The following is a 19,308-nucleotide window of genomic DNA, read 5'->3' on the forward strand; positions in this document are numbered from 1 at the left end:
CACCAACTTTCGTTAATGGCTTAGTTTATTTAGATTTAAAATTTAATTATAGTTTAAATCTTTTTCTATCATTTTCTGTTAAATAGATTTTTCTCAAACGAATAGATTTTGGTGTAACCTCAACATACTCATCTTTTTGAATATACTCTAAAGCTTCTTCAAGAGAGAAAATAATTGGTGGAATAATTCTAGCTTTTTCATCATTTCCAGAAGAACGAACGTTAGATTGTTTTTTAGCTTTTGTTACGTTAATACACATATCATCGCTACGAGAATTTTCTCCAATAACTTGACCTTCATAAATTTCGTCGTTTGGATTAACAAAGAATTTACCACGATCTTGTAATTTATCGATAGAATACGGAATTGCTTTTCCGTTTTCCATAGAAATTAATGAACCGTTGTTTCTTCCAGGAATATCGCCTTTGAAAGGTTCGTATCCTATGTAACGGTGCGACATGATAGCTTCACCAGCAGTAGCAGTAAGCAATTGATTACGCAATCCTATAATTCCTCGAGAAGGAATATTGAATTTTACAATCATACGTTCACCTTTAGCTTCCATAGATAACATTTCACCTTTACGGATAGAAACGAATTCAACAGCACGACCGGATAAAGTTTCAGGTAAATCAATGGTTAATTCTTCAATTGGTTCACATTTTTTACCATCAATTTCTTTAATAATAACCTGTGGTTGACCAATTTGAAGCTCATAACCTTCTCTTCTCATTGTTTCAATAAGAACCGATAAGTGAAGAACTCCACGACCAAAAACCATAAATTTATCTGCAGAATCAGTTTCACCCATTCTCATCGCTAGGTTTTTCTCTAATTCTTTAGACAATCTATCTCTAATATGACGAGAAGTAACAAATTTACCTTCTTTACCAAAGAAAGGAGAATCGTTAATAGTGAACAACATACTCATTGTAGGCTCATCAATAGCAATTGTTTGCAATGCTTCTGGATTTTCAAAATCAGCGATTGTATCACCAATTTCAAAACCTTCAACACCCACAATTGCACAAATATCACCAGCTATAACTTCTTGCACTTTTTTACGACCTAAACCTTCAAAAGTGTGTAATTCTTTAATTCTTGACTTCATTATTGTACCATCTCTTTTTACCAAAGAAATTGGCATACCTTCTTTAAGAACTCCTCTTTCAAGACGGCCAATTGCTATTCGACCTGTAAAAGATGAGAAATCTAAAGATGTAATCAACATTTGAGGTGTTCCCTCAGAAACTTTAGGAGCAGGAACATTACCAATTACCATATCTAATAATGGTTCAATATTATCGGTTACATTTTCCCAATGATCTGACATCCAGTTATTTTTAGCAGAACCATAAACAGTTGGGAAATCCAATTGCCATTCTTCGGCACCCAATTCAAACATTAAGTCAAAAACTTTTTCGTGCACTTCTTCAGGTGTACAGTTTTCTTTATCAACTTTATTGATAACCACACAAGGTTTTAAACCTAAATCAATCGCTTTTTGAAGAACGAAACGAGTTTGTGGCATTGGTCCTTCAAAAGCATCAACCAAAAGGCAAACACCATCGGCCATGTTCAATACACGTTCTACCTCACCACCAAAATCGGCGTGACCAGGCGTATCAATAATATTAATTTTTGTCCCTTTATATGAAACAGAAACGTTTTTAGAAGTAATTGTAATTCCTCTTTCACGTTCAAGGTCATTGTTGTCAAGAATTAAGTCGCCAGTATTCTCGTTTTCACGAAAAAGTTGACAATGATACATAATTTTGTCAACCAATGTAGTTTTACCGTGGTCAACGTGAGCAATAATTGCAATGTTTCTAATAGATTCCATCTGAGTTTTTTAATGGGTGCAAAAGTACACTTTTTTTTGATATAAAAAACCTAAAAAATATCAGCATAATGATTTAATAAAATTCAAACTAGAAAATTATAAAATTGCAATTTTTATTGTAGTTATTTTCGATTTGAGAATATAATTTTTATCTTTGGTACAAATGAAAAAATCTGCATTACAATATACATTATTCTTAATCTCAATACCAACTACACTTGTTATTATAAGTCATTATATCTTAATTCAATACAAACATTTACCCAATTATGGCTTATTCTATTTTATCAAAGATATTGTTATTATCTTTATATCGTCATTAGTTGCCTATGTGGTAATTTTAAAAAATAACAAGAGAAACCTTAAAAAAAATGAGCGCATTAGATTATCTAATGAAAGATATGATATTGTGGCCAAAGCAACCAGTGATACAATTTGGGATTGGGATTTAACAACCGATCATTTCACATGGAATAAAGGTATTCAAGGGATTTTTGGATATAAAAAAGGAGATGTTGGAAAAACAAGTAAATGGTTTTTTGATAAAATCCATCCAAATGATAGTTTAAAAATGTCGGTAAAAATGTATTCTTATGCAGAGAATAAAATTGAAAGATGGCAGGAAAACTATAGTTTCATGTGCGCAGACGGAAGTGTTAAACATGTTTTAGACAGAGGTTTTCTTGTAATAAATGAAAAAGGAATTCCCGTCAGAATGATTGGAGCAATGCAAGATATTACCAAACAAAGAGTAGAAGAATTAAGATTAAAACTACTTGAAACCGTAATTCTTCAATCAAAAAACGCCATTGCCATTACCGAAGCTAACGAAACAAAAGCAACAATTCCAACAATTGTTTATGTTAACCCAGCCTTTACAACTATTACTGGCTTTAATCCTAAAGACATTTTAGGAAAGCCCGCAACTGAATATTTTAATAGAAACTCAGTTAAAAATAATCTAAACAAACTCTCACAAGCATTAAAAAACAAGCAAGAATATAAATTTGAATCTCATAACGTAAGAAAAAATGGGGAGCAATACTGGCTGAATATTACTTTATTACCAATATCTAATATTGAAGGAGAACATTCGCATTGGATTTCTATACAAAGAGAAATAACTTTAGAAAAAGAAAGAGAAAAAGAAAGAGAGCAACTTATAAACGAGCTAACACAAAACAATAAAGATTTAAAGCAATTTTCATATATTACTTCTCATAATTTGAGAGCTCCATTATCAAACTTAACTGGTTTATTAGACTTATTAAATGATATTCCAATTGAAAATAAAGCACTAAAAGAAATACTTAATGGTTTCTCGAGCTCAACCAAGATGTTAAATGATACAATAAATGACTTAGCTAAAGTTATTGTAATAAAAGACAGTCTGTCGATAGCCAAAGAGAAACTCATAATTGGTGATATTCTTACCTCTACACTACATCAACTTACTAATATAATCTCACTTAATAAACCTGAAATAAAATTAAGTTTAGATAAAGCTCCCGAAATTTATGCTAATAAAACTTTTTTTGAAAGTATATTATTAAACTTGCTAACTAATGCTTTAAAATACAAGGCAAAAGACAAACAACTAAAAATAGCAATTTCATCAAAGGAACTAAACAACAAAATAATTTTAACTTTTTGTGATAATGGAATTGGAATAGACCTTAAAAGAAATAAAGATAAGGTTTTTGGGCTCTATCAACGTTTTCATGATTATCCGGACAGCAAAGGGCTTGGACTATATTTAGTAAAATCTCAAGTAGAAAGTATGGGCGGTAAAATAGAAATTGAAAGTGAAGTAAATTTAGGCACAACATTCACGCTAACCTTTAATAAAGAAGAAAATGATTAAAACTGTATTATGTGTTGATGATGATCCAATTACACTTATGCTTAACGAAATGGTATTGAATAAAGCTTCTTTTTGTAACGAACTTGTAACTGCAAAAAACGGGGAAGAGGCAATTCTTTATTTTGAAAACTTACTTATTACAACTAATAATGATAATTATCCTAAGTTAATATTTCTAGATTTAAATATGCCTGTAATGAATGGATGGGAATTCTTGGATACTTTTATAGAAAAAAAGTTTCACCATATTTTCAAGAAAATAAAAGTTATTATTTTATCTTCTACCGTTGACCCGAATGACATTGAAAAATCTAAAAAACATCCAATTGTTATTAAATTTCTGCCAAAGCCAATAAACAAAGAAATGCTTGAAAGCTTGAAAGATATTGAATAAAAAAAAGCTCTCAAATTATGAGAGCTTTTTTATTTTAACTGAGAAATTAATTACAATTTAGTAACGAATTTAGTCAATTTTGATTTTAAGTTAGAAGCTTTGTTATCATGAATAACATTTTTCTTAGCTAATTTATCAATCATCGAAATTACACTAGCTAATTTAGATGCTGCATCAGATTTATCAGTTGACATTCTCAATGCTTTTATTGCATTACGAGTAGTTTTATGCTGATATCTGTTTAATACTCTTCTTTTTTCGTTGCTTCTTATTCTTTTTAAAGCTGACTTATGATTTGCCATTTTCTTTTAATTTAATTGTAATTATTATTATTAATACATAGTTAAAAAAGAAAAACCTCCCACATTCGCATCGGCGAACACTTTGGTTTTAACTAATAAAATAAAAAATCGAGACACTGACTTTTTACTTTATAAAACTAATTTACAACTAACGTTGTAGCCCGTAGGGGAATCGAACCCCTCTTACCAGGATGAAAACCTGGCGTCCTAACCGATAGACGAACGGGCCATCATTATCTTTATAGATACTATTTTTTCAATAAAAACTGAACTTGTAGCCCGTAGGGGAATCGAACCCCTCTTACCAGGATGAAAACCTGGCGTCCTAACCGATAGACGAACGGGCCATTACACATTTTTGTAATGCGAGTGCAAAAATACAACTATTTTTATTTCACACAATAGCAGCAAGCACTTTTTTTATTTTTTTTTAGTATGCTTTTGCAAACAACACTCTACCAGTAGATTTAGCTCCTGAAAAAACACAGGCTCCTTCTTCATTATTTCTATCCAAAGGAATACAACGAATGGTTGCCTTAGTTAAATCCTTAATTTTTTCTTCCGTTTCTGATGTTCCATCCCAATGTGCAGAAATGAAACCTGTCTTATTTTCTAAAACATCTTTGAATTCTTCAAAAGAATTTACTTCAGTAATATGTGTATCTCTATAATTCAATGCTTTATCGAATAAATCAGCCTGAATTGTATCTAACAAATCATTTATATATGCCACAATTCCATCTTTAGAAACAACTTCTTTAGATAAAGTATCTCGTCTGGCTACTTCAAAAGTTCCGTTTTCTAAATCTTTTGGACCAATAGCTATTCTAACTGGAACACCTTTTAATTCCCATTCTGCAAATTTGAATCCAGGTTTTTGTGTTGTTCTATTGTCAAATTTAACAGAGATTTTTAATCTTTTAAACTGTGAGACCAAATCGTTAACTATAACTGTTATATTTTCTAATTCTTCATCAGTTTTAAAAATAGGTACAATTACAACTTGAATTGGAGCCAAGTTTGGAGGAAGTACTAATCCATTATCATCTGAATGTGTCATAACTAATGCGCCCATCAAACGAGTAGAAACTCCCCAAGAAGTTCCCCAAACGTATTCTTGTTTTCCTTCTTGATTAGCAAATTTAACATCAAATGCTTTAGCAAAATTTTGCCCTAAAAAGTGAGAAGTTCCCGCTTGTAAAGCTTTTCCATCTTGCATCAATGCTTCAATACAATAAGTTTCATCAGCTCCAGCAAAACGTTCAGTTTCAGTTTTCAAACCTTTTATTACTGGAATTGCCATAAAATTTTGAGCAAAATCAGCATATACATTCATCATTTTTTCAGATTCTTCAATAGCTTCTGCTTTGGTTGCATGAGCCGTGTGTCCTTCTTGCCACAAAAACTCTGCAGTCCTCAAAAATAAACGCGTTCTCATTTCCCAACGAACCACATTAGCCCATTGATTAATCAACAAAGGTAAATCTCTATAAGATTGAACCCAATTTTTATAGGTACTCCAAATAATAGCTTCACTTGTAGGACGAACAATTAATTCTTCTTCCAATTTAGCATTTGGATCAACCATCAACTTTCCTGGTTTATCTGGATCATTTTTTAAGCGATAATGTGTCACAATAGCACATTCTTTAGCAAATCCTTCTGCATTTTTTTCTTCTGCCTCAAACATACTTTTGGGAACAAAAAGCGGAAAATAGGCATTACTATGACCTGTTTCTTTAAACATTCTGTCTAATTCTGCTTGCATTTTTTCCCAAATTGCGTAGCCATACGGTTTGATTACCATACAACCTCTAACGCCTGAATTCTCAGCTAAATCAGCTTTTACTACAAGCTCGTTATACCATTTGGAATAGTCTTCTGCTCTCTTTGTTAAGTTCTTACTCATGATGAATAGTTTGGCATAAAAATTGTTTAATATTTAATTAACTAAATAGTTCGGCAAAACTAACTATTTTTGTAATGACCAACAATAAAAATGCTATAGTTATGAAAACAAATTATTATAATTCCAGAAAATTGTCCGTTTATTCATTATTTGGACTAGTTGCAGTTATTTTTACATCATGTGGTTCTTATCAAAACAAATCTTATTATGATAGAGATGGAATTTATGGTGGTGAAAGTGAAAAAGTAGCTCAAACAGCTGCAAATGATGGTCAAGCCAAAGTAACCGAAAGTAATAAATATACTGACTATTTCAATTCTCTTCGTGATGATCAACAAGATGAAGTTTTTACCGATGTTGAACGCTATTCTACTTACAACGACACAACTGCCTCACAAAACAGAAATCAATCAGCAGCATGGGGTTCTAATCCTTCTAATGTTACTGTAAACGTTTATGACAATAACTGGGGATGGAATAATGCCGCATGGAACTCATGGAATGGTTGGGGATGGAACAATTGGGGAATGGGTTGGAATAATTGGGGTTGGAATTCATGGTACGGACCAAACTGGGGAATGGGTTGGAATAATTGGGGAATGGGTTGGAATTCATGGTACGGACCAAATTGGGGCATGGGTTGGAACAATTGGTATGGAAATGGTTTTTACGGAAACAACTATCATAACAACTATGCTTATGGAAATGGTAGAAGAGGTTCAACCTACGGAAGGCCAGAAGGAAACTCGTCAAGAGATTATAGAAGAAGCAGCAACACTATAACTAGAAACACTACGGTTACTGGCTCTCGAAGAACCGACTATGTTCCTACTAGAACTACAACTACTAGAAATAATACTATAAGAAGTAATAGCTACTCTCCTGTTAGAACTTACAATGGTTCTAATAGCACAAGAAACAATTCAAGCAATTCAACTAGAACAACTACTTCGCCTACAAGAAATAATACTTATACACCAAGCAACAACTCATCAAACAGCACTCGTTCAAACAACTATTCACCGAGTAATTCATCTTCTACAAGATCAAGTTCAGGTGCTGGTGGCGGAGGTTCTAGATCTGGTGGTGGTGGCGGAGGTTCTCGTTCAGGTGGCGGAGGTAGACGATAAAATTTAGTATCTATTTAAATTTAGAAAAATGAAAAAATATATTTTAGCAATCTCAGCTATCATTAGTATAAACTATGCCAATGCTCAAGAAATTCCTGATGCAATTAGATTGGCTCAAGAAAACTTGAACGGAACTGCTCGTTTCAGAGCTATGGGCGGTGCATTTGGAGCACTTGGTGGTGACTTATCAGCTATAAATGTGAATCCGGCGGGAAGTGTTGTGTTCGCAAACAATCAAGCTGGTGGAACTTTATCTAGTTTAAATACAAAAAATAATGCTGATTATTTTGGTTCGAAAACAAGTCAATCTGAAAATGCGTTTGACTTAAACCAAGCTGGTGCTGTTTTCATTTTTGAAGACCGTTCTGGCAAAAGTGATTGGAACAAATTTTCATTTGCCTTAAACTACGAAAACACCAATAATTATGATAATTCTTTGTTTACAAAAGGCACAAACCCGAATAATTCTGTGGCAAATTATTTTTTGAGTTATGCTAATCCTAGTGCGACTCAAGGCGGTATTTTTCTAGATGTTTTAGAAAACGCCTATTACGATGAATTGAATTATGCCGACCAACAAGCCTTTCTAGGATATCAAGGTTATGTAATAAATCCTCTTACAAATGATGTAAATAATACAAGCTATTTGATAAATAATCCAGGAGGAAATTATTATCAACAGAATTCAATAGTTGCTACTGGATTTAATGGAAAACTGACTTTTAATGGTGCAGCTTCCTATAAAGATAAAATCTTTATAGGTTTGAGTTTGAATTCACATTTCACAGATTATGTTCAATCTTCTAGGTTTTACGAAAGCAATAACAATAGCTCAACAAATGGTTTAAGAAACCTTACATTTGGAAACGATTTATACACTTACGGAACTGGTTTTTCATTCAACTTAGGGATCATCGGAAAAATAAATAAAGAAATACGCGCTGGTTTATCTTATGAATCGCCAACTTGGTACAGATTGAATGATGAGTTACTACAAACACTTTCGTCAACTGGATACAATTATGGTACTCCTGCAAATCCAAATCTCTCTAATACTACTGTTGACTCTAACATCACTATAATTTATGATCCATACAAATTAAGAACTCCATCAAAATTTACAGGAAGTTTTGCTTATATTTTTGGTAAAAAAGGATTGATTAGTATTGACTATAGCATTAAAGATTATAGCAACACTAAATTTAGAGATCCTCACGGAGATTTTGCAAGAGTAAATAATAGAATGAATGATATTCTTGATACAACAGGTGAAATTAGAATTGGAGCCGAATACAGAATCAAACAATTTAGCCTTAGAGCAGGTCACAGAAGCGAAGAAAGTCCTTATAAAAACAATTGGACTATTGGAAACTTAAAAAGTTATTCTGGTGGACTTGGTTATAATTTCGGAGATACTAAATTAGATTTGTCATATACTTATGCCAAAAGAAATTCAAATCCTAGTTTTTTTGAGCAAGGATTTACAGACGCAGCCAGAATTAATAACATTAACAACAATGTTTCGTTAACGTTATTATTTGAATTGTAATTGAAACTAAACGATCTATACAAAACCATTCGTCTTTCGAGTGGTTTTTTTATGCCCAAAACTCAAATTCTAGCCCAGATTGTAGTGAAAATCCTTTTCTTTTTTCTTTAAAAAAGAAAAGATTGTAGCGAAAAGCTGGAACGAACCTTTCTGAAAATGCCCAAAAGTTAGTGCTCCTAAAAATAAATACTGTAATTTTGCACTTCAATAAAAAAGAAGCATGAGAACCAAATCGGTAAAAAAGAATAAAATTAACGTAATAACGCTAGGTTGTTCGAAAAATATTTATGACAGTGAAGTCCTAATGGGACAACTAAAAGCAAGCGGAAAAGAAGTTGAACACGAAGCTCCAGCTGAAACAGAAGGAAATATTATTGTAATAAATACCTGTGGATTTATAGACAATGCCAAAGCAGAATCGGTAAACATGATTCTGGAATATGCCGACAAAAAAGAACGCGGATTGGTTGACAAAGTCTTCGTTACAGGTTGTTTGTCGGAAAGATACCGCCCAGATTTGGAGAAAGAAATTCCAAATGTTGATCAGTTTTTTGGTACTACTGAATTGCCTTTGTTGCTAAAAGCACTTGGTGCAGATTATAAACACGAATTATTAGGCGAACGATTAACGACAACTCCTAAAAACTATGCTTATCTAAAAATTGCCGAAGGTTGTGATAGACCGTGTAGCTTTTGTGCAATTCCAATTATGCGTGGCAAACACGTTTCGCAACCTATTGAAAAATTGGTTAAAGAAGCTGAAGGTTTAGCTCGTGATGGTGTGAAAGAATTGATTTTGATTGCACAAGATTTGACCTATTATGGTTTGGATATTTACAAAAAACGAAATCTTGCAGAGTTATTAGAAGCATTGGTAAAAGTAGAAGGAATTGAGTGGATTAGACTGCATTACGCCTTTCCTACAGGTTTTCCGATGGATGTTTTGGATGTTTTGAAACGTGAACCAAAAATTTGTAACTATATTGATATTCCGTTGCAACATATTTCGGATAACATCCTAAAATCGATGCGTCGTGGAACTACCAAAGAAAAAACGACTCAATTATTAAAAGATTTTCGTGCTGCTGTTCCCGGAATGGCTATTCGTACCACACTAATAGTTGGTTATCCTGGCGAAACGCGTGAAGATTTTGAAACATTGAAAGATTTTGTTCAGGAAATGAAATTTGACCGAATGGGTTGTTTTGCGTATTCTCACGAAGAAAATACTCATGCTTATTTACTAGAGGACGACGTTCCTGCCGAAGTAAAACAAGAAAGAGTAAATGAACTAATGGAATTGCAATCGCAAATTTCATGGGATTTAAATCAGGAAAAAGTCGGACAAGTTTTCAAATGTATTATTGACCGAAAAGAAGGAAATCATTTTATTGGTAGAACCGAATTTGATAGTCCAGATGTTGACAATGAAGTGTTGCTAGATGCTACCAAAAATTACCTAAAAACAGGCGAATTCATCAACGTAAAAATCACCGAAGCAACTGAATTCGATTTGTACGGAGAAGTTGTTTAGAAATTAGAAAGCAGAATTTAGAATACAAAAAAAGTGATGAAACAAACCTCATCACTTTTTTTTATATATTCAATAAACTGTCAACCGACAACTGTCAACCGACGACCAAAAATCTACTCCAAAGAAGCCAAATATCGTTCAGCATCCAAAGCTGCCATACAACCAGTTCCTGCGGCAGTTATAGCTTGTCTGTAAACATGATCGGCGGCATCGCCCGATACAAAGACACCCGTAACATTGGTTTTAGAACTTCCTGGAACATTTACAATGTAACCTGTTTCGTCTAGTGTGATAAAGTCTTTGAAAATATCGGTATTCGGTTTGTGACCAATCGCAACAAAAAATCCAGTCGCTGGAATTTCATGCTCAGTGTTAGTAGTTTTATTCAAAACCTTAACAGAAGTCACAACCTGTCCATCACCTAAAACTTCTACGGTATCGTGGTTCATCAAGATTTCGATATTTTCAGTTTTACGAACACGTGCTTCCATAATTTTAGAAGCTCTAAATTGTTCGCTACGAACCAACATAGTTACTTTTTTACATAATTTAGATAAATAGTGTGCTTCTTCACAAGCCGAATCCCCTGCTCCCACTATTACAACTTCTTGGTTTCTATAAAAGAATCCGTCGCAAACAGCACAAGCAGAAACTCCTCCACCCATTTGCAAATAATGTTGTTCCGATGGTAATCCTAAATATTTTGCAGAGGCACCAGTTGAAATAATTACCGTTTCGCAATGCAATTCTTTTCCGTCATGAATCCACACTTTGTGAATAGGCCCAGTAAAATCTACTTTGGTTACCCAACCATCACGAACATCGGTTCCAAAACGTTGTGCTTGCTCTTGCAAACCAACCATCATTTGTGGCCCAGTAATTCCTTCTGGATTTCCTGGCCAATTCTCTACTTCATTAGTGGTGGTCAATTGTCCACCAGGTTGTGTTCCTTGATATAGAACTGGAAACATATTAGCTCTAGAAGCATAAATAGCAGCAGTATAGCCTGCTGGCCCAGAACCTATTATTAAACATTTTACTTTTTCGATTGTATCAGACATATTTGTGATTTTTTTTGTTTTCAAAAATAGGTAATTTGTATGAATTCAAATGTAATATAAGTAACAAAAAATCTATTTTTATTATAAGTAAGGATTACATAAGCATTCTAAAAACAAAAAAACCTTTCCACATCGTGAAAAGGATTCTGTCGGGGTGGCAGGATTCGAACCTGCGGCCTCCTGCTCCCAAAGCAGGCGCGATAACCGGGCTACGCTACACCCCGTATTGTGAGCGCAAATATAAAGCTAAATCTAACATTACCAAACTATTTCTAAAAATAATTATTTAGACAAAATTTTATTCTAAATATTACTTAAATTTGCACAAACACAAACATATTATTTATGCTCATTATCGGAATTGCAGGCGGAACAGGAAGTGGAAAAACAACGGTCGTTCATCAAATTATGAATGAATTACCAGAAACTGAAGTCGGTATCATATCACAAGACTCTTATTACAAACAAAATATTGGTATGAGCTATGAAGAACGTAGCAATATCAACTTCGACCACCCTAGAGCCATCGATTTTGAACTTTTAGTTTGTCATCTCAAAGATTTAAAAGCGGGTAAAACCATTGACCAACCTGTCTATTCATTTGTAACACACAATCGCACCGACGATACTATTTCAACGCATCCAAGAAAGGTAATGATTGTCGAAGGAATTCTTATTCTTACCAATCCAGAACTTCGCGAAATGTTTGACGTAAAAGTCTTTGTGCATGCCGATTCTGACGAACGTCTTATTCGTCGACTAAAACGCGATATTGCCGAGCGTGGTCGTGACATGGAAGAAGTGCTAAATCGTTACCAAACAACGCTTAAACCAATGCACCAGCAATTCATCGAACCTACCAAAGCCTTTGCCGATATCATCATTCCTAACGATAAATATAACACAGTAGCTATTGATGTTGTTAGAGCGGTAATTAATCAACGTTTATCATAATTTTTTAGTACCTTTAATAAATGGAAAATCCAAAAAAAAAGAAATCAGCTCTACTCCAATTTATTAGCAATAAATACGTTTGGGTGTTGTTGTTCTTTATCATTTGGATGTTTTTTCTGGACAACTATTCCTATTTTGACCATCGTTTTCTAAACAAACAAATCGATGAACTCGAAACCAACAAAGAATACTATCAAGAAGAAATCAAAAAAGACGAACAAAACATTAAATTACTAAAAAATCCCAATCAAATAGAAAAATACGCTCGCGAAAAATACTATATGAAAAAGGACAGCGAAGATATTTACATAATAGAATTTGAAGATCAAAGAATAAAAGATAGCCTATTAGAAGCACAATAATAGTGGTTCTAACAGATTCAGTCCTGCTCTCCATTATACCTGCAGGCAGGCAGGTAGGTATTTTTCTTTTTAAAGAAAAAAGAAAAAGGATGCCATTACGATCAGGGCTATTTTAGACTTTTTATTTTCTTTTACAACCATAAAAAATTAAAAAAGTGTCAAACAACAACCTTTTTTCCAATTTCGACCCTATTTCTTCCAAACAATGGAAACAACAAATTCAGTACGAACTTAAAGGAGCCGATTATAACGAAACCTTAGTATGGGAAAGCCCTGAAGGCATCAAAGTAAAACCTTTTTATCACCTTGACGAATTGGATGTCAAAAACAATGTATCAGCACCAACAAACGCTTTTACTATTTTACAAAACATCTTTGTTTACGACGTTAAAAAATCTAACAAAACAGCTTTAGAAACCTTATCGCGTGGCGCAGAAAGCATCCGATTTACAATAGAAAACGAAACCATTTCTATCGAAGAGCTAATGCAAAATCTTCCTTTAGAAAAAGTTTCCTATTACTTTTATTTGTCATTTCTTTCAATCGATTTCGTTACCAAGCTAACTAACTTTGCTTCCCAAAATAAAGCAAATTTCAAAATCCTACTAGATCCAATCGGACAATTAGCCAAAGACGGAAACTGGTTTGAAAATCTTGATAAGGATTTCGAAAAACTAAATGCAATCGCTGCTAAATCAACAAATCCATTTTTAAGTTGCAACGCCAATTTATATGATAATACTGGCGCTAATATGGTGCAGCAAGTTGCCTACACAATAGCGCACATAAACGAATATTTCAACAGAATTCCTTCTATAAACCAACCTATAACTATTGAAGTTTCAGTTGGAACCAATTATTTCTTCGAAATTGCCAAACTTCGTGCTTTGCGACTGGTTTTCAACTCACTTGCTAAAGAATACAACCATCATTTTGATTGTCATATTGTAACAACACCAACCAAACGCAACAAAACATTATACGATTACAATGTAAATATGCTACGCACCACAACCGAATGTATGTCGGCTATACTTGGTGGTGCCAATGCCGTTGCCAACTTACCTTATGACGCATTATATCACAAAGACAATGAATTTGGTGACAGAATTTCGAGAAATCAATTATTGGTTCTTAAGCACGAGAGTTATTTTGACAAAGTAAACAATCCTGCTGATGGTGCTTATTATATCGAAAGCATCACGCAACAACTAGCCGAAAAAGCACTCGATTTATTCAAAGATATTGAACGAAATAGTGGTTTCATTACCCAACTTATAGAAGGAACTATCCAAAGAAAAATTTCCGAAAGCGCTGCCAAACAACAAGAGTTATTCGATTCTGGAAAAGAAGTTTTACTGGGAACAAACAAATATCCCAACAAAAACGACCGAATGAAAGACGAATTGGAATTGTACCCATTTGTAAAACAAAATCCAAGAAAAACGTTAATCACACCTATAATCGAAAAACGTTTAGCCGAAAAATTGGAACAAGAAAGATTATCTCAAGAACAATAACCATGAGAAAAGATATCCAAAATATTACGTTACAAAATTCCAAAAAAGAAATTCCAAATTCCAACAACTTGGAACTTGAAACCTTAAACTTGGAACCAACTTTCCACACTGCCGAAAACATTGAGCTAAAACCAATCTATTCCAAACAAGACATCGAAAACTTGGAACATCTAGGTTTTGGAGCTGGTTTTGCCCCCAACCTTCGCGGACCTTATGCCACCATGTACGTTCGCAGACCTTGGACCATAAGACAATACGCTGGTTTTTCAACTGCCGAAGAAAGTAACGCTTTTTACAGACGAAATCTTGCGGCAGGACAGAAAGGGCTTTCTGTAGCCTTTGACCTTGCTACTCATCGCGGTTACGATTCTGACCACGAACGTGTGGTTGGCGATGTCGGAAAAGCAGGTGTTGCCATCGACTCGGTGGAAGATATGAAAGTGCTTTTTGACCAAATTCCATTAGGAGAAATGTCGGTTTCTATGACAATGAACGGTGCCGTTTTGCCTATCATGGCTTTTTACATCGTGGCTGCCGAAGAACAAGGTGTTTCATCCAATTTACTTTCAGGAACTATTCAAAATGATATTCTTAAGGAATTCATGGTGCGTAATACTTATATTTATCCGCCAACGCCTTCGATGAAAATCATTGCTGATATTTTTGAATATACTAGCAAAAATATGCCCAAATTTAACTCTATTTCTATTTCGGGTTACCACATGCAAGAAGCTGGTGCTACGGCCGATATCGAACTAGCATACACATTAGCCGACGGTTTAGAATACATTCGAACCGGATTGGCAACAGGTATGAAAATAGACGAGTTTGCTCCTCGCCTATCGTTCTTTTGGGCTATTGGTATGAACCATTTTATGGAAATTGCCAAAATGCGAGCAGGTAGAATGTTATGGGCAAAACTCCTAAAACAATTCAATCCGCAAGACGAAAAATCTTTAGCATTGCGAACACACTGCCAAACTTCGGGTTGGAGTTTAACCGAGCAAGATCCTTTCAATAATGTGGCAAGAACAGCTATCGAAGCGGCGGCAGCTGCTTTTGGAGGAACTCAATCGTTACACACCAATGCGCTAGACGAAGCGATTGCATTACCAACCGATTTCTCGGCACGAATTGCTCGTAACACACAAATATTTTTGCAAGAAGAAACCAAAATTTGCAAAACCGTTGACCCTTGGGCTGGTAGCTATTATGTAGAAAGCCTAACCAACGAAATTGCACAAAACGCTTGGAAACTAATTGAAGAAGTCGAAGAATTGGGCGGTATGACCAAAGCCATCGAAGCCGGAATTCCGAAATTACGTATTGAAGAAGCTTCGGCACGTAAACAAGCGCGTATTGACAGCAACCAAGATATTATTGTGGGTATCAATAAATACCGCTTGGAAAAAGAAGATCCATTGCATATTTTAGATGTCGATAACCAAATGGTTCGCAAGCAACAAATAGAACGTTTGGATCATATAAAAGCCACTCGCGACAACAACAAAGTAAAAGCAAGTTTAGCAAAATTAACCAATTGTGCAAAAGCATTTAGTACAAAAACAACAGATTCTGATTTGCATCAGAATGACAATTTACTAGCTTTGGCAGTAGAAGCCGCACGCAACAGAGCAACACTAGGCGAAATTAGCGATGCACTCGAAGCGGTTTTTGGAAGATACAAAGCACAAATAAAAACTTTTAGTGGTGTGTATAGCAAAGAAATAAAAAACGATGCAAGCTTTGAAAAAGCAAAACAATTGGCCGATGCTTTCGCCAAAAAAGAAGGCCGTCGACCACGTATTATGATTGCCAAAATGGGACAAGATGGTCACGACCGTGGTGCCAAAGTAGTAGCAACAGGTTACGCAGATGTAGGTTTTGATGTGGATATAGGCCCACTTTTCCAAACACCTGCCGAAGCGGCTAAACAAGCCGTAGAAAACGACGTGCATATTTTGGGCGTTTCTTCACTAGCAGCTGGACACAAAACATTGGTGCCACAAGTTATTGAAGAACTCAAAAAATACGGACGCGAAGATATTATGATCATTGTAGGTGGCGTTATACCCGCACAAGACTACCAATATCTTTTTGATGCTGGTGCCGTAGCTGTTTTTGGTCCTGGTACTAAAATTAGCGATGCTGCTATTAGTATTTTAGAAGTTCTTTTGGAGGAATAGAATAGTTAGTAAACCTGACAGGTTTTAAAAACCAGTCAGGTTTAAAAGATAAATTTTATGGAAAAACAGGAACTGAAAAATGTGATAAACTAGAAAAAGGTTACGAGCATTTCAAACTTGGGGCAAAAATTTACGAGGTAAAAATTTACGAGGTAAAAATTGAAAAAGGTTTAACACGAGAAGAACTTGCTCAGAAAATTGGTAATTGTTAAATACAAGTTTTGTATATATTTTATAATCAATAGTTTTGAAAATCATATACTTTATGAAGCTCGAGAACGTTTTTCTATTTCAGATATAAATAGTTGCCAAAGAAAGGATCTCGTTGTAACCTAAACAGTTCTATAAGACAATCAGTTTTTGAATAGCTAAGTTAGTTTCCTAGCTGTTTTTTTTTATAAATTATAACTCAATATCAACCAACTCTCAACCCATTTCCCACTTTCAAATCTGATGACAACAAAACAATATCATCTTCATTGATAGAACCTAAAATCAAACATTCACTGCTAAAATTTCCTATTTGCTTTTTTGTAAAATTGACTACGGCGATAATTTATTTACCAACCAAATCTTTTCTCGAATAAAGCTTTGTTAGTTGTGCAGAAGATTTTTTTATTCCTATTTCGTTACCAAAATCAATTCGTAATTGATAAGCTGGTTTTCTTGCTTCGGGAAAAATCACTTACTTCAAGAATTGTGCCTACTCGCATTTCTATTTTTTCAAAATCATCCCAAGAAATCAACTCCATAATATAATTCAAAATAAATTTCTATTTACCAAACAAATTTTCTGCAACCCAAGCTGGTCCAATTAGTAGAAATTGTAAATCTTTTAGGAAAGAAGGCTTTTTCCCTTCGACATTATGACCGTAAAATTGACCAATCCAAGCAATACTAAAAATAGTCATTGAAAAAATCCATAAGGATACATATTGACTTATATAGAAGTTTAAAACCAAACATAAAACGGCGAAAATTGCAATCTTAAATGCCATTTTAATAGACAATCTAAGATAAAACAGAAGTACAAAAATAAGTACAACTGTTGCCCAGTTTTCTATAATAGGTAAATTTAAAGAAAGTACTGATTTTAAAAAATCACTTGGAATACTCATCAGCAAACCAACAATAGAAAAGAAAATCATTGGCACACAAATATAATGAATAGCTTTATTCACAGGATTTTTATGACTTTCTCCATATTCATCAAACCATTGTTGTAGTGTTTTCATATTTTAAATAGGTTTAATTCATAGTCAAATAAGCATATATTTTTTCTCTTTCTTGATCTGTAATTTTGGCTTTCTCTTGCATACTTACTAAAATTGGCTTCCATTGTTCGGCTGTATAATCTTTGGGTTTAAACAATTCATGACACTTTGCACAATTGTTTTCGTAAGACATTTTGGCTGCAATCAAGTCGGGAGTTAGCTCGATTTTAGCAATTTGACTAGTACTTGTTGTTGGAGAAGTTTTTGGTGAACAAGCAAAAATTAGCAATGCCATCGCGGATATAATTGATGTTTTTGATTTCATTTTTTAGTTGTTTTTTGGATTATAAAAAGTAAATATAAAAAAATCCCAATAGAATTAACTATCAGGATTCATTTTTAACTTCATATCTCGTATTTCTTATCTCGTAAGATTTCGAAAAATTCGGAATAAGTGATTCACACAATTTAATTTCATAAAATTAAGTTCTCTACTTACTTCACGTCCATCAATTCAACATCAAAAACCAAAGTTGCATTAGGTGGAATTACACCGCCAGCACCACTTGTTCCGTAGCCTAAATACGATGGAATTACAAAACGAGCTTTATCACCCACCTGTAATAATTGAATTCCTTCATCCCAACCATCAATAACATGTCCTTTTCCTAACGGGAATTCGATTGGTTTTTTTCTTGGATAAGAAGAATCAAACGTTTTACCATTTTCTAATTGTCCTGTATAATGAACAGAAACAGTTTTTCCAGCTTCTGCTTTTTTACCATTTCCTTTTTGGATAATTTTATAACGCAAACCGCTTTCTGTTTTGTCAAAACCAGCTGCTAATTTTTCCATTGCTTCCTCAGCTTGTTTTTTAGCTTCTTCAATTCTTCTTAACCTTGAACCTTCAAAAGTTCTGAAAGCCTCGATAGCATTCCACTTTTCTGCCTCTTCACCTTCTCTAACAATTTCTACTGTTTCAAGTAAATCACCTTGCGCTACAGCATCAACAATGTCTTGTCCTTCAACAACATGACCAAAAACAGAATGTTTACCATCTAACCATGGTGTTGGTACATGCGTTATGAAAAACTGAGTTCCGTTGGTTCCTGGTCCAGCATTTGCCATTGATAAAACACCTGGTTTATCATGCTTTAAAGTTGAGTTAAACTCATCATCAAACTTATAACCACCATCGCCAGTTCCTGTTCCAAGTGGGCAACCACCTTGAATCATAAAATCTGGTATTACCCTGTGGAATTTTAATCCATCATAATACGGTTTTCCCATTGATTTTACTGAGTTTTCTAATTGACCTTCTGCCAATCCGACAAAGTTTCCAACTGTTCCAGGGGTTAAATCGTGTGTTAATTTTACTAAAATTGAACCTTTTGAAGTGTTAAATTTAGCGTATATTCCGTTTTCCATTCTATTGTATTTTTTATTTGTGGTGCAAATTTACAAAATTAAAATTGTTCTAATTTAA

At 34.1% G+C, this 19,308-nt stretch carries 16 protein-coding genes, 3 tRNA genes and 1 pseudogene; 9 read left to right on the plus strand and 11 right to left on the minus strand.

All coding sequences use genetic code 11. The features are described from left to right. Positions 1-46: 46 nt before the first annotated feature. On the minus strand, positions 47-1,843 hold the full coding sequence (typA, locus tag ACIQ66_RS02645; RefSeq protein ID WP_396211260.1) for a translational GTPase TypA: 1,797 nt from the start codon (positions 1,841-1,843) through the stop codon (positions 47-49). Positions 1,844-2,006: 163 nt separating this feature from the next. Here typA and ACIQ66_RS02650 point away from each other — a divergent pair, with 163 nt between their 5' ends. After that, positions 2,007-3,707 carry a PAS domain-containing protein gene (locus ACIQ66_RS02650; RefSeq protein ID WP_396211261.1) on the plus strand — a complete coding sequence of 567 codons (1,701 nt, stop codon included), beginning with the start codon at positions 2,007-2,009 and terminating at the stop codon, positions 3,705-3,707. Next, positions 3,700-4,101: a response regulator gene (locus ACIQ66_RS02655; protein WP_396211262.1), complete on the plus strand. Its 402-nt coding sequence runs from the start codon at positions 3,700-3,702 to the stop codon at positions 4,099-4,101. The genes ACIQ66_RS02650 and ACIQ66_RS02655 overlap by 8 nt, the downstream gene beginning before the upstream one ends. A gap of 50 nt (positions 4,102-4,151) precedes the next feature. Here the strand turns inward: ACIQ66_RS02655 and rpsT are convergent, their stop codons facing one another. The 4 genes from rpsT to proS form a co-directional block, all read right to left on the minus strand. Next, positions 4,152-4,403 (minus strand): 30S ribosomal protein S20, encoded by a 252-nt coding sequence (gene rpsT, locus ACIQ66_RS02660; protein WP_396211263.1) that lies wholly within the window; start codon positions 4,401-4,403, stop codon positions 4,152-4,154. A 157-nt stretch (positions 4,404-4,560) separates the two neighbouring features. Next, a tRNA-Glu gene (locus ACIQ66_RS02665) sits at positions 4,561-4,632 on the minus strand. Positions 4,633-4,678: 46 nt separating this feature from the next. After that, positions 4,679-4,750, minus strand: a tRNA-Glu gene (locus ACIQ66_RS02670). A gap of 83 nt (positions 4,751-4,833) precedes the next feature. After that, positions 4,834-6,312 (minus strand): proline--tRNA ligase, encoded by a 1,479-nt coding sequence (gene proS / locus ACIQ66_RS02675; protein WP_396211264.1) that lies wholly within the window; start codon positions 6,310-6,312, stop codon positions 4,834-4,836. Positions 6,313-6,413: 101 nt separating this feature from the next. On the opposite strand from proS, the gene ACIQ66_RS02680 reads away from it, so the two are divergent. From ACIQ66_RS02680 to rimO, 3 genes are all read left to right on the plus strand, one after another. Then, positions 6,414-7,442: a hypothetical protein gene (locus ACIQ66_RS02680; protein WP_396211265.1), complete on the plus strand. Its 1,029-nt coding sequence runs from the start codon at positions 6,414-6,416 to the stop codon at positions 7,440-7,442. Positions 7,443-7,470: 28 nt separating this feature from the next. Further along, entirely contained in the window at positions 7,471-8,991 is a 1,521-nt protein-coding gene (locus ACIQ66_RS02685) for an OmpP1/FadL family transporter (protein WP_396211266.1), read from the plus strand. 220 nt (positions 8,992-9,211) lie between these two features. Continuing rightward, positions 9,212-10,525 carry a 30S ribosomal protein S12 methylthiotransferase RimO gene (gene rimO / locus ACIQ66_RS02690; RefSeq protein WP_396211267.1) on the plus strand — a complete coding sequence of 438 codons (1,314 nt, stop codon included), beginning with the start codon at positions 9,212-9,214 and terminating at the stop codon, positions 10,523-10,525. 113 nt (positions 10,526-10,638) lie between these two features. Here rimO and trxB read toward each other — a convergent pair whose 3' ends face one another. After that, complete coding sequence (gene trxB / locus ACIQ66_RS02695; RefSeq protein WP_396211268.1) at positions 10,639-11,586, minus strand: thioredoxin-disulfide reductase; 948 nt, start codon at positions 11,584-11,586, stop codon at positions 10,639-10,641. A gap of 149 nt (positions 11,587-11,735) precedes the next feature. Then, a tRNA-Pro gene (locus ACIQ66_RS02700) sits at positions 11,736-11,810 on the minus strand. Positions 11,811-11,931: 121 nt separating this feature from the next. Between ACIQ66_RS02700 and udk the strand changes: the two genes are divergently transcribed. The 4 genes from udk to scpA all read left to right on the plus strand — a co-directional run bounded on the left by udk (position 11,932) and on the right by scpA (position 16,608). Continuing rightward, positions 11,932-12,540: a uridine kinase gene (gene udk, locus ACIQ66_RS02705; RefSeq protein WP_396211269.1), complete on the plus strand. Its 609-nt coding sequence runs from the start codon at positions 11,932-11,934 to the stop codon at positions 12,538-12,540. A gap of 20 nt (positions 12,541-12,560) precedes the next feature. Further along, the gene (locus ACIQ66_RS02710) at positions 12,561-12,902 is read left to right on the plus strand and encodes a septum formation initiator family protein (RefSeq protein WP_396211270.1); all 342 of its coding nucleotides are present in this window, start codon (positions 12,561-12,563) and stop codon (positions 12,900-12,902) included. Between the two features lie 155 nt (positions 12,903-13,057). Further along, a complete protein-coding gene (locus ACIQ66_RS02715; RefSeq protein ID WP_396211271.1) occupies positions 13,058-14,422 on the plus strand; it encodes a methylmalonyl-CoA mutase subunit beta in 1,365 nt (454 codons plus the stop codon). Positions 14,423-14,424: 2 nt separating this feature from the next. Continuing rightward, complete coding sequence (gene scpA / locus ACIQ66_RS02720) at positions 14,425-16,608, plus strand: methylmalonyl-CoA mutase (RefSeq protein ID WP_396211272.1); 2,184 nt, start codon at positions 14,425-14,427, stop codon at positions 16,606-16,608. Between the two features lie 415 nt (positions 16,609-17,023). Here the strand turns inward: scpA and ACIQ66_RS02725 are convergent. The 4 genes and pseudogenes from ACIQ66_RS02725 to ACIQ66_RS02740 all read right to left on the minus strand — a co-directional run bounded on the left by ACIQ66_RS02725 (position 17,024) and on the right by ACIQ66_RS02740 (position 19,250). Continuing rightward, positions 17,024-17,360, minus strand: a pseudogene (locus ACIQ66_RS02725) (tRNA-binding protein). Between the two features lie 21 nt (positions 17,361-17,381). Beyond that, positions 17,382-17,843, minus strand: coding sequence for a DUF962 domain-containing protein (locus ACIQ66_RS02730; RefSeq protein ID WP_396211273.1), 462 nt, complete (start codon positions 17,841-17,843; stop codon positions 17,382-17,384). Between the two features lie 13 nt (positions 17,844-17,856). Further along, positions 17,857-18,147: a c-type cytochrome gene (locus ACIQ66_RS02735; RefSeq protein ID WP_396211274.1), complete on the minus strand. Its 291-nt coding sequence runs from the start codon at positions 18,145-18,147 to the stop codon at positions 17,857-17,859. Between the two features lie 170 nt (positions 18,148-18,317). Beyond that, positions 18,318-19,250 carry a peptidylprolyl isomerase gene (locus ACIQ66_RS02740; RefSeq protein WP_396211275.1) on the minus strand — a complete coding sequence of 311 codons (933 nt, stop codon included), beginning with the start codon at positions 19,248-19,250 and terminating at the stop codon, positions 18,318-18,320. Positions 19,251-19,308 lie beyond the last annotated feature (58 nt).

The sequence above is a fragment of the Flavobacterium sp. genome (assembly GCF_044377315.1).
In the GTDB taxonomy this organism is placed as follows: domain Bacteria; phylum Bacteroidota; class Bacteroidia; order Flavobacteriales; family Flavobacteriaceae; genus Flavobacterium.

Bases quoted from the DNA above. Each gene is read 5' to 3' on its own strand.
- typA (WP_396211260.1), bottom strand. From the start codon at position 1,843: ATGGAATCTATTAGAAACATTGCAATTATTGCTCACGTTGACCACGGT.
- ACIQ66_RS02650 (WP_396211261.1), top strand. From the start codon at position 2,007: ATGAAAAAATCTGCATTACAATATACATTATTCTTAATCTCAATACCA.
- ACIQ66_RS02655 (WP_396211262.1), top strand. From the start codon at position 3,700: ATGATTAAAACTGTATTATGTGTTGATGATGATCCAATTACACTTATG.
- rpsT (WP_396211263.1), bottom strand. From the start codon at position 4,403: ATGGCAAATCATAAGTCAGCTTTAAAAAGAATAAGAAGCAACGAAAAA.
- proS (WP_396211264.1), bottom strand. From the start codon at position 6,312: ATGAGTAAGAACTTAACAAAGAGAGCAGAAGACTATTCCAAATGGTAT.
- ACIQ66_RS02680 (WP_396211265.1), top strand. From the start codon at position 6,414: ATGAAAACAAATTATTATAATTCCAGAAAATTGTCCGTTTATTCATTA.
- ACIQ66_RS02685 (WP_396211266.1), top strand. From the start codon at position 7,471: ATGAAAAAATATATTTTAGCAATCTCAGCTATCATTAGTATAAACTAT.
- rimO (WP_396211267.1), top strand. From the start codon at position 9,212: ATGAGAACCAAATCGGTAAAAAAGAATAAAATTAACGTAATAACGCTA.
- trxB (WP_396211268.1), bottom strand. From the start codon at position 11,586: ATGTCTGATACAATCGAAAAAGTAAAATGTTTAATAATAGGTTCTGGG.
- udk (WP_396211269.1), top strand. From the start codon at position 11,932: ATGCTCATTATCGGAATTGCAGGCGGAACAGGAAGTGGAAAAACAACG.
- ACIQ66_RS02710 (WP_396211270.1), top strand. From the start codon at position 12,561: ATGGAAAATCCAAAAAAAAAGAAATCAGCTCTACTCCAATTTATTAGC.
- scpA (WP_396211272.1), top strand. From the start codon at position 14,425: ATGAGAAAAGATATCCAAAATATTACGTTACAAAATTCCAAAAAAGAA.
- ACIQ66_RS02730 (WP_396211273.1), bottom strand. From the start codon at position 17,843: ATGAAAACACTACAACAATGGTTTGATGAATATGGAGAAAGTCATAAA.
- ACIQ66_RS02735 (WP_396211274.1), bottom strand. From the start codon at position 18,147: ATGAAATCAAAAACATCAATTATATCCGCGATGGCATTGCTAATTTTT.
- ACIQ66_RS02740 (WP_396211275.1), bottom strand. From the start codon at position 19,250: ATGGAAAACGGAATATACGCTAAATTTAACACTTCAAAAGGTTCAATT.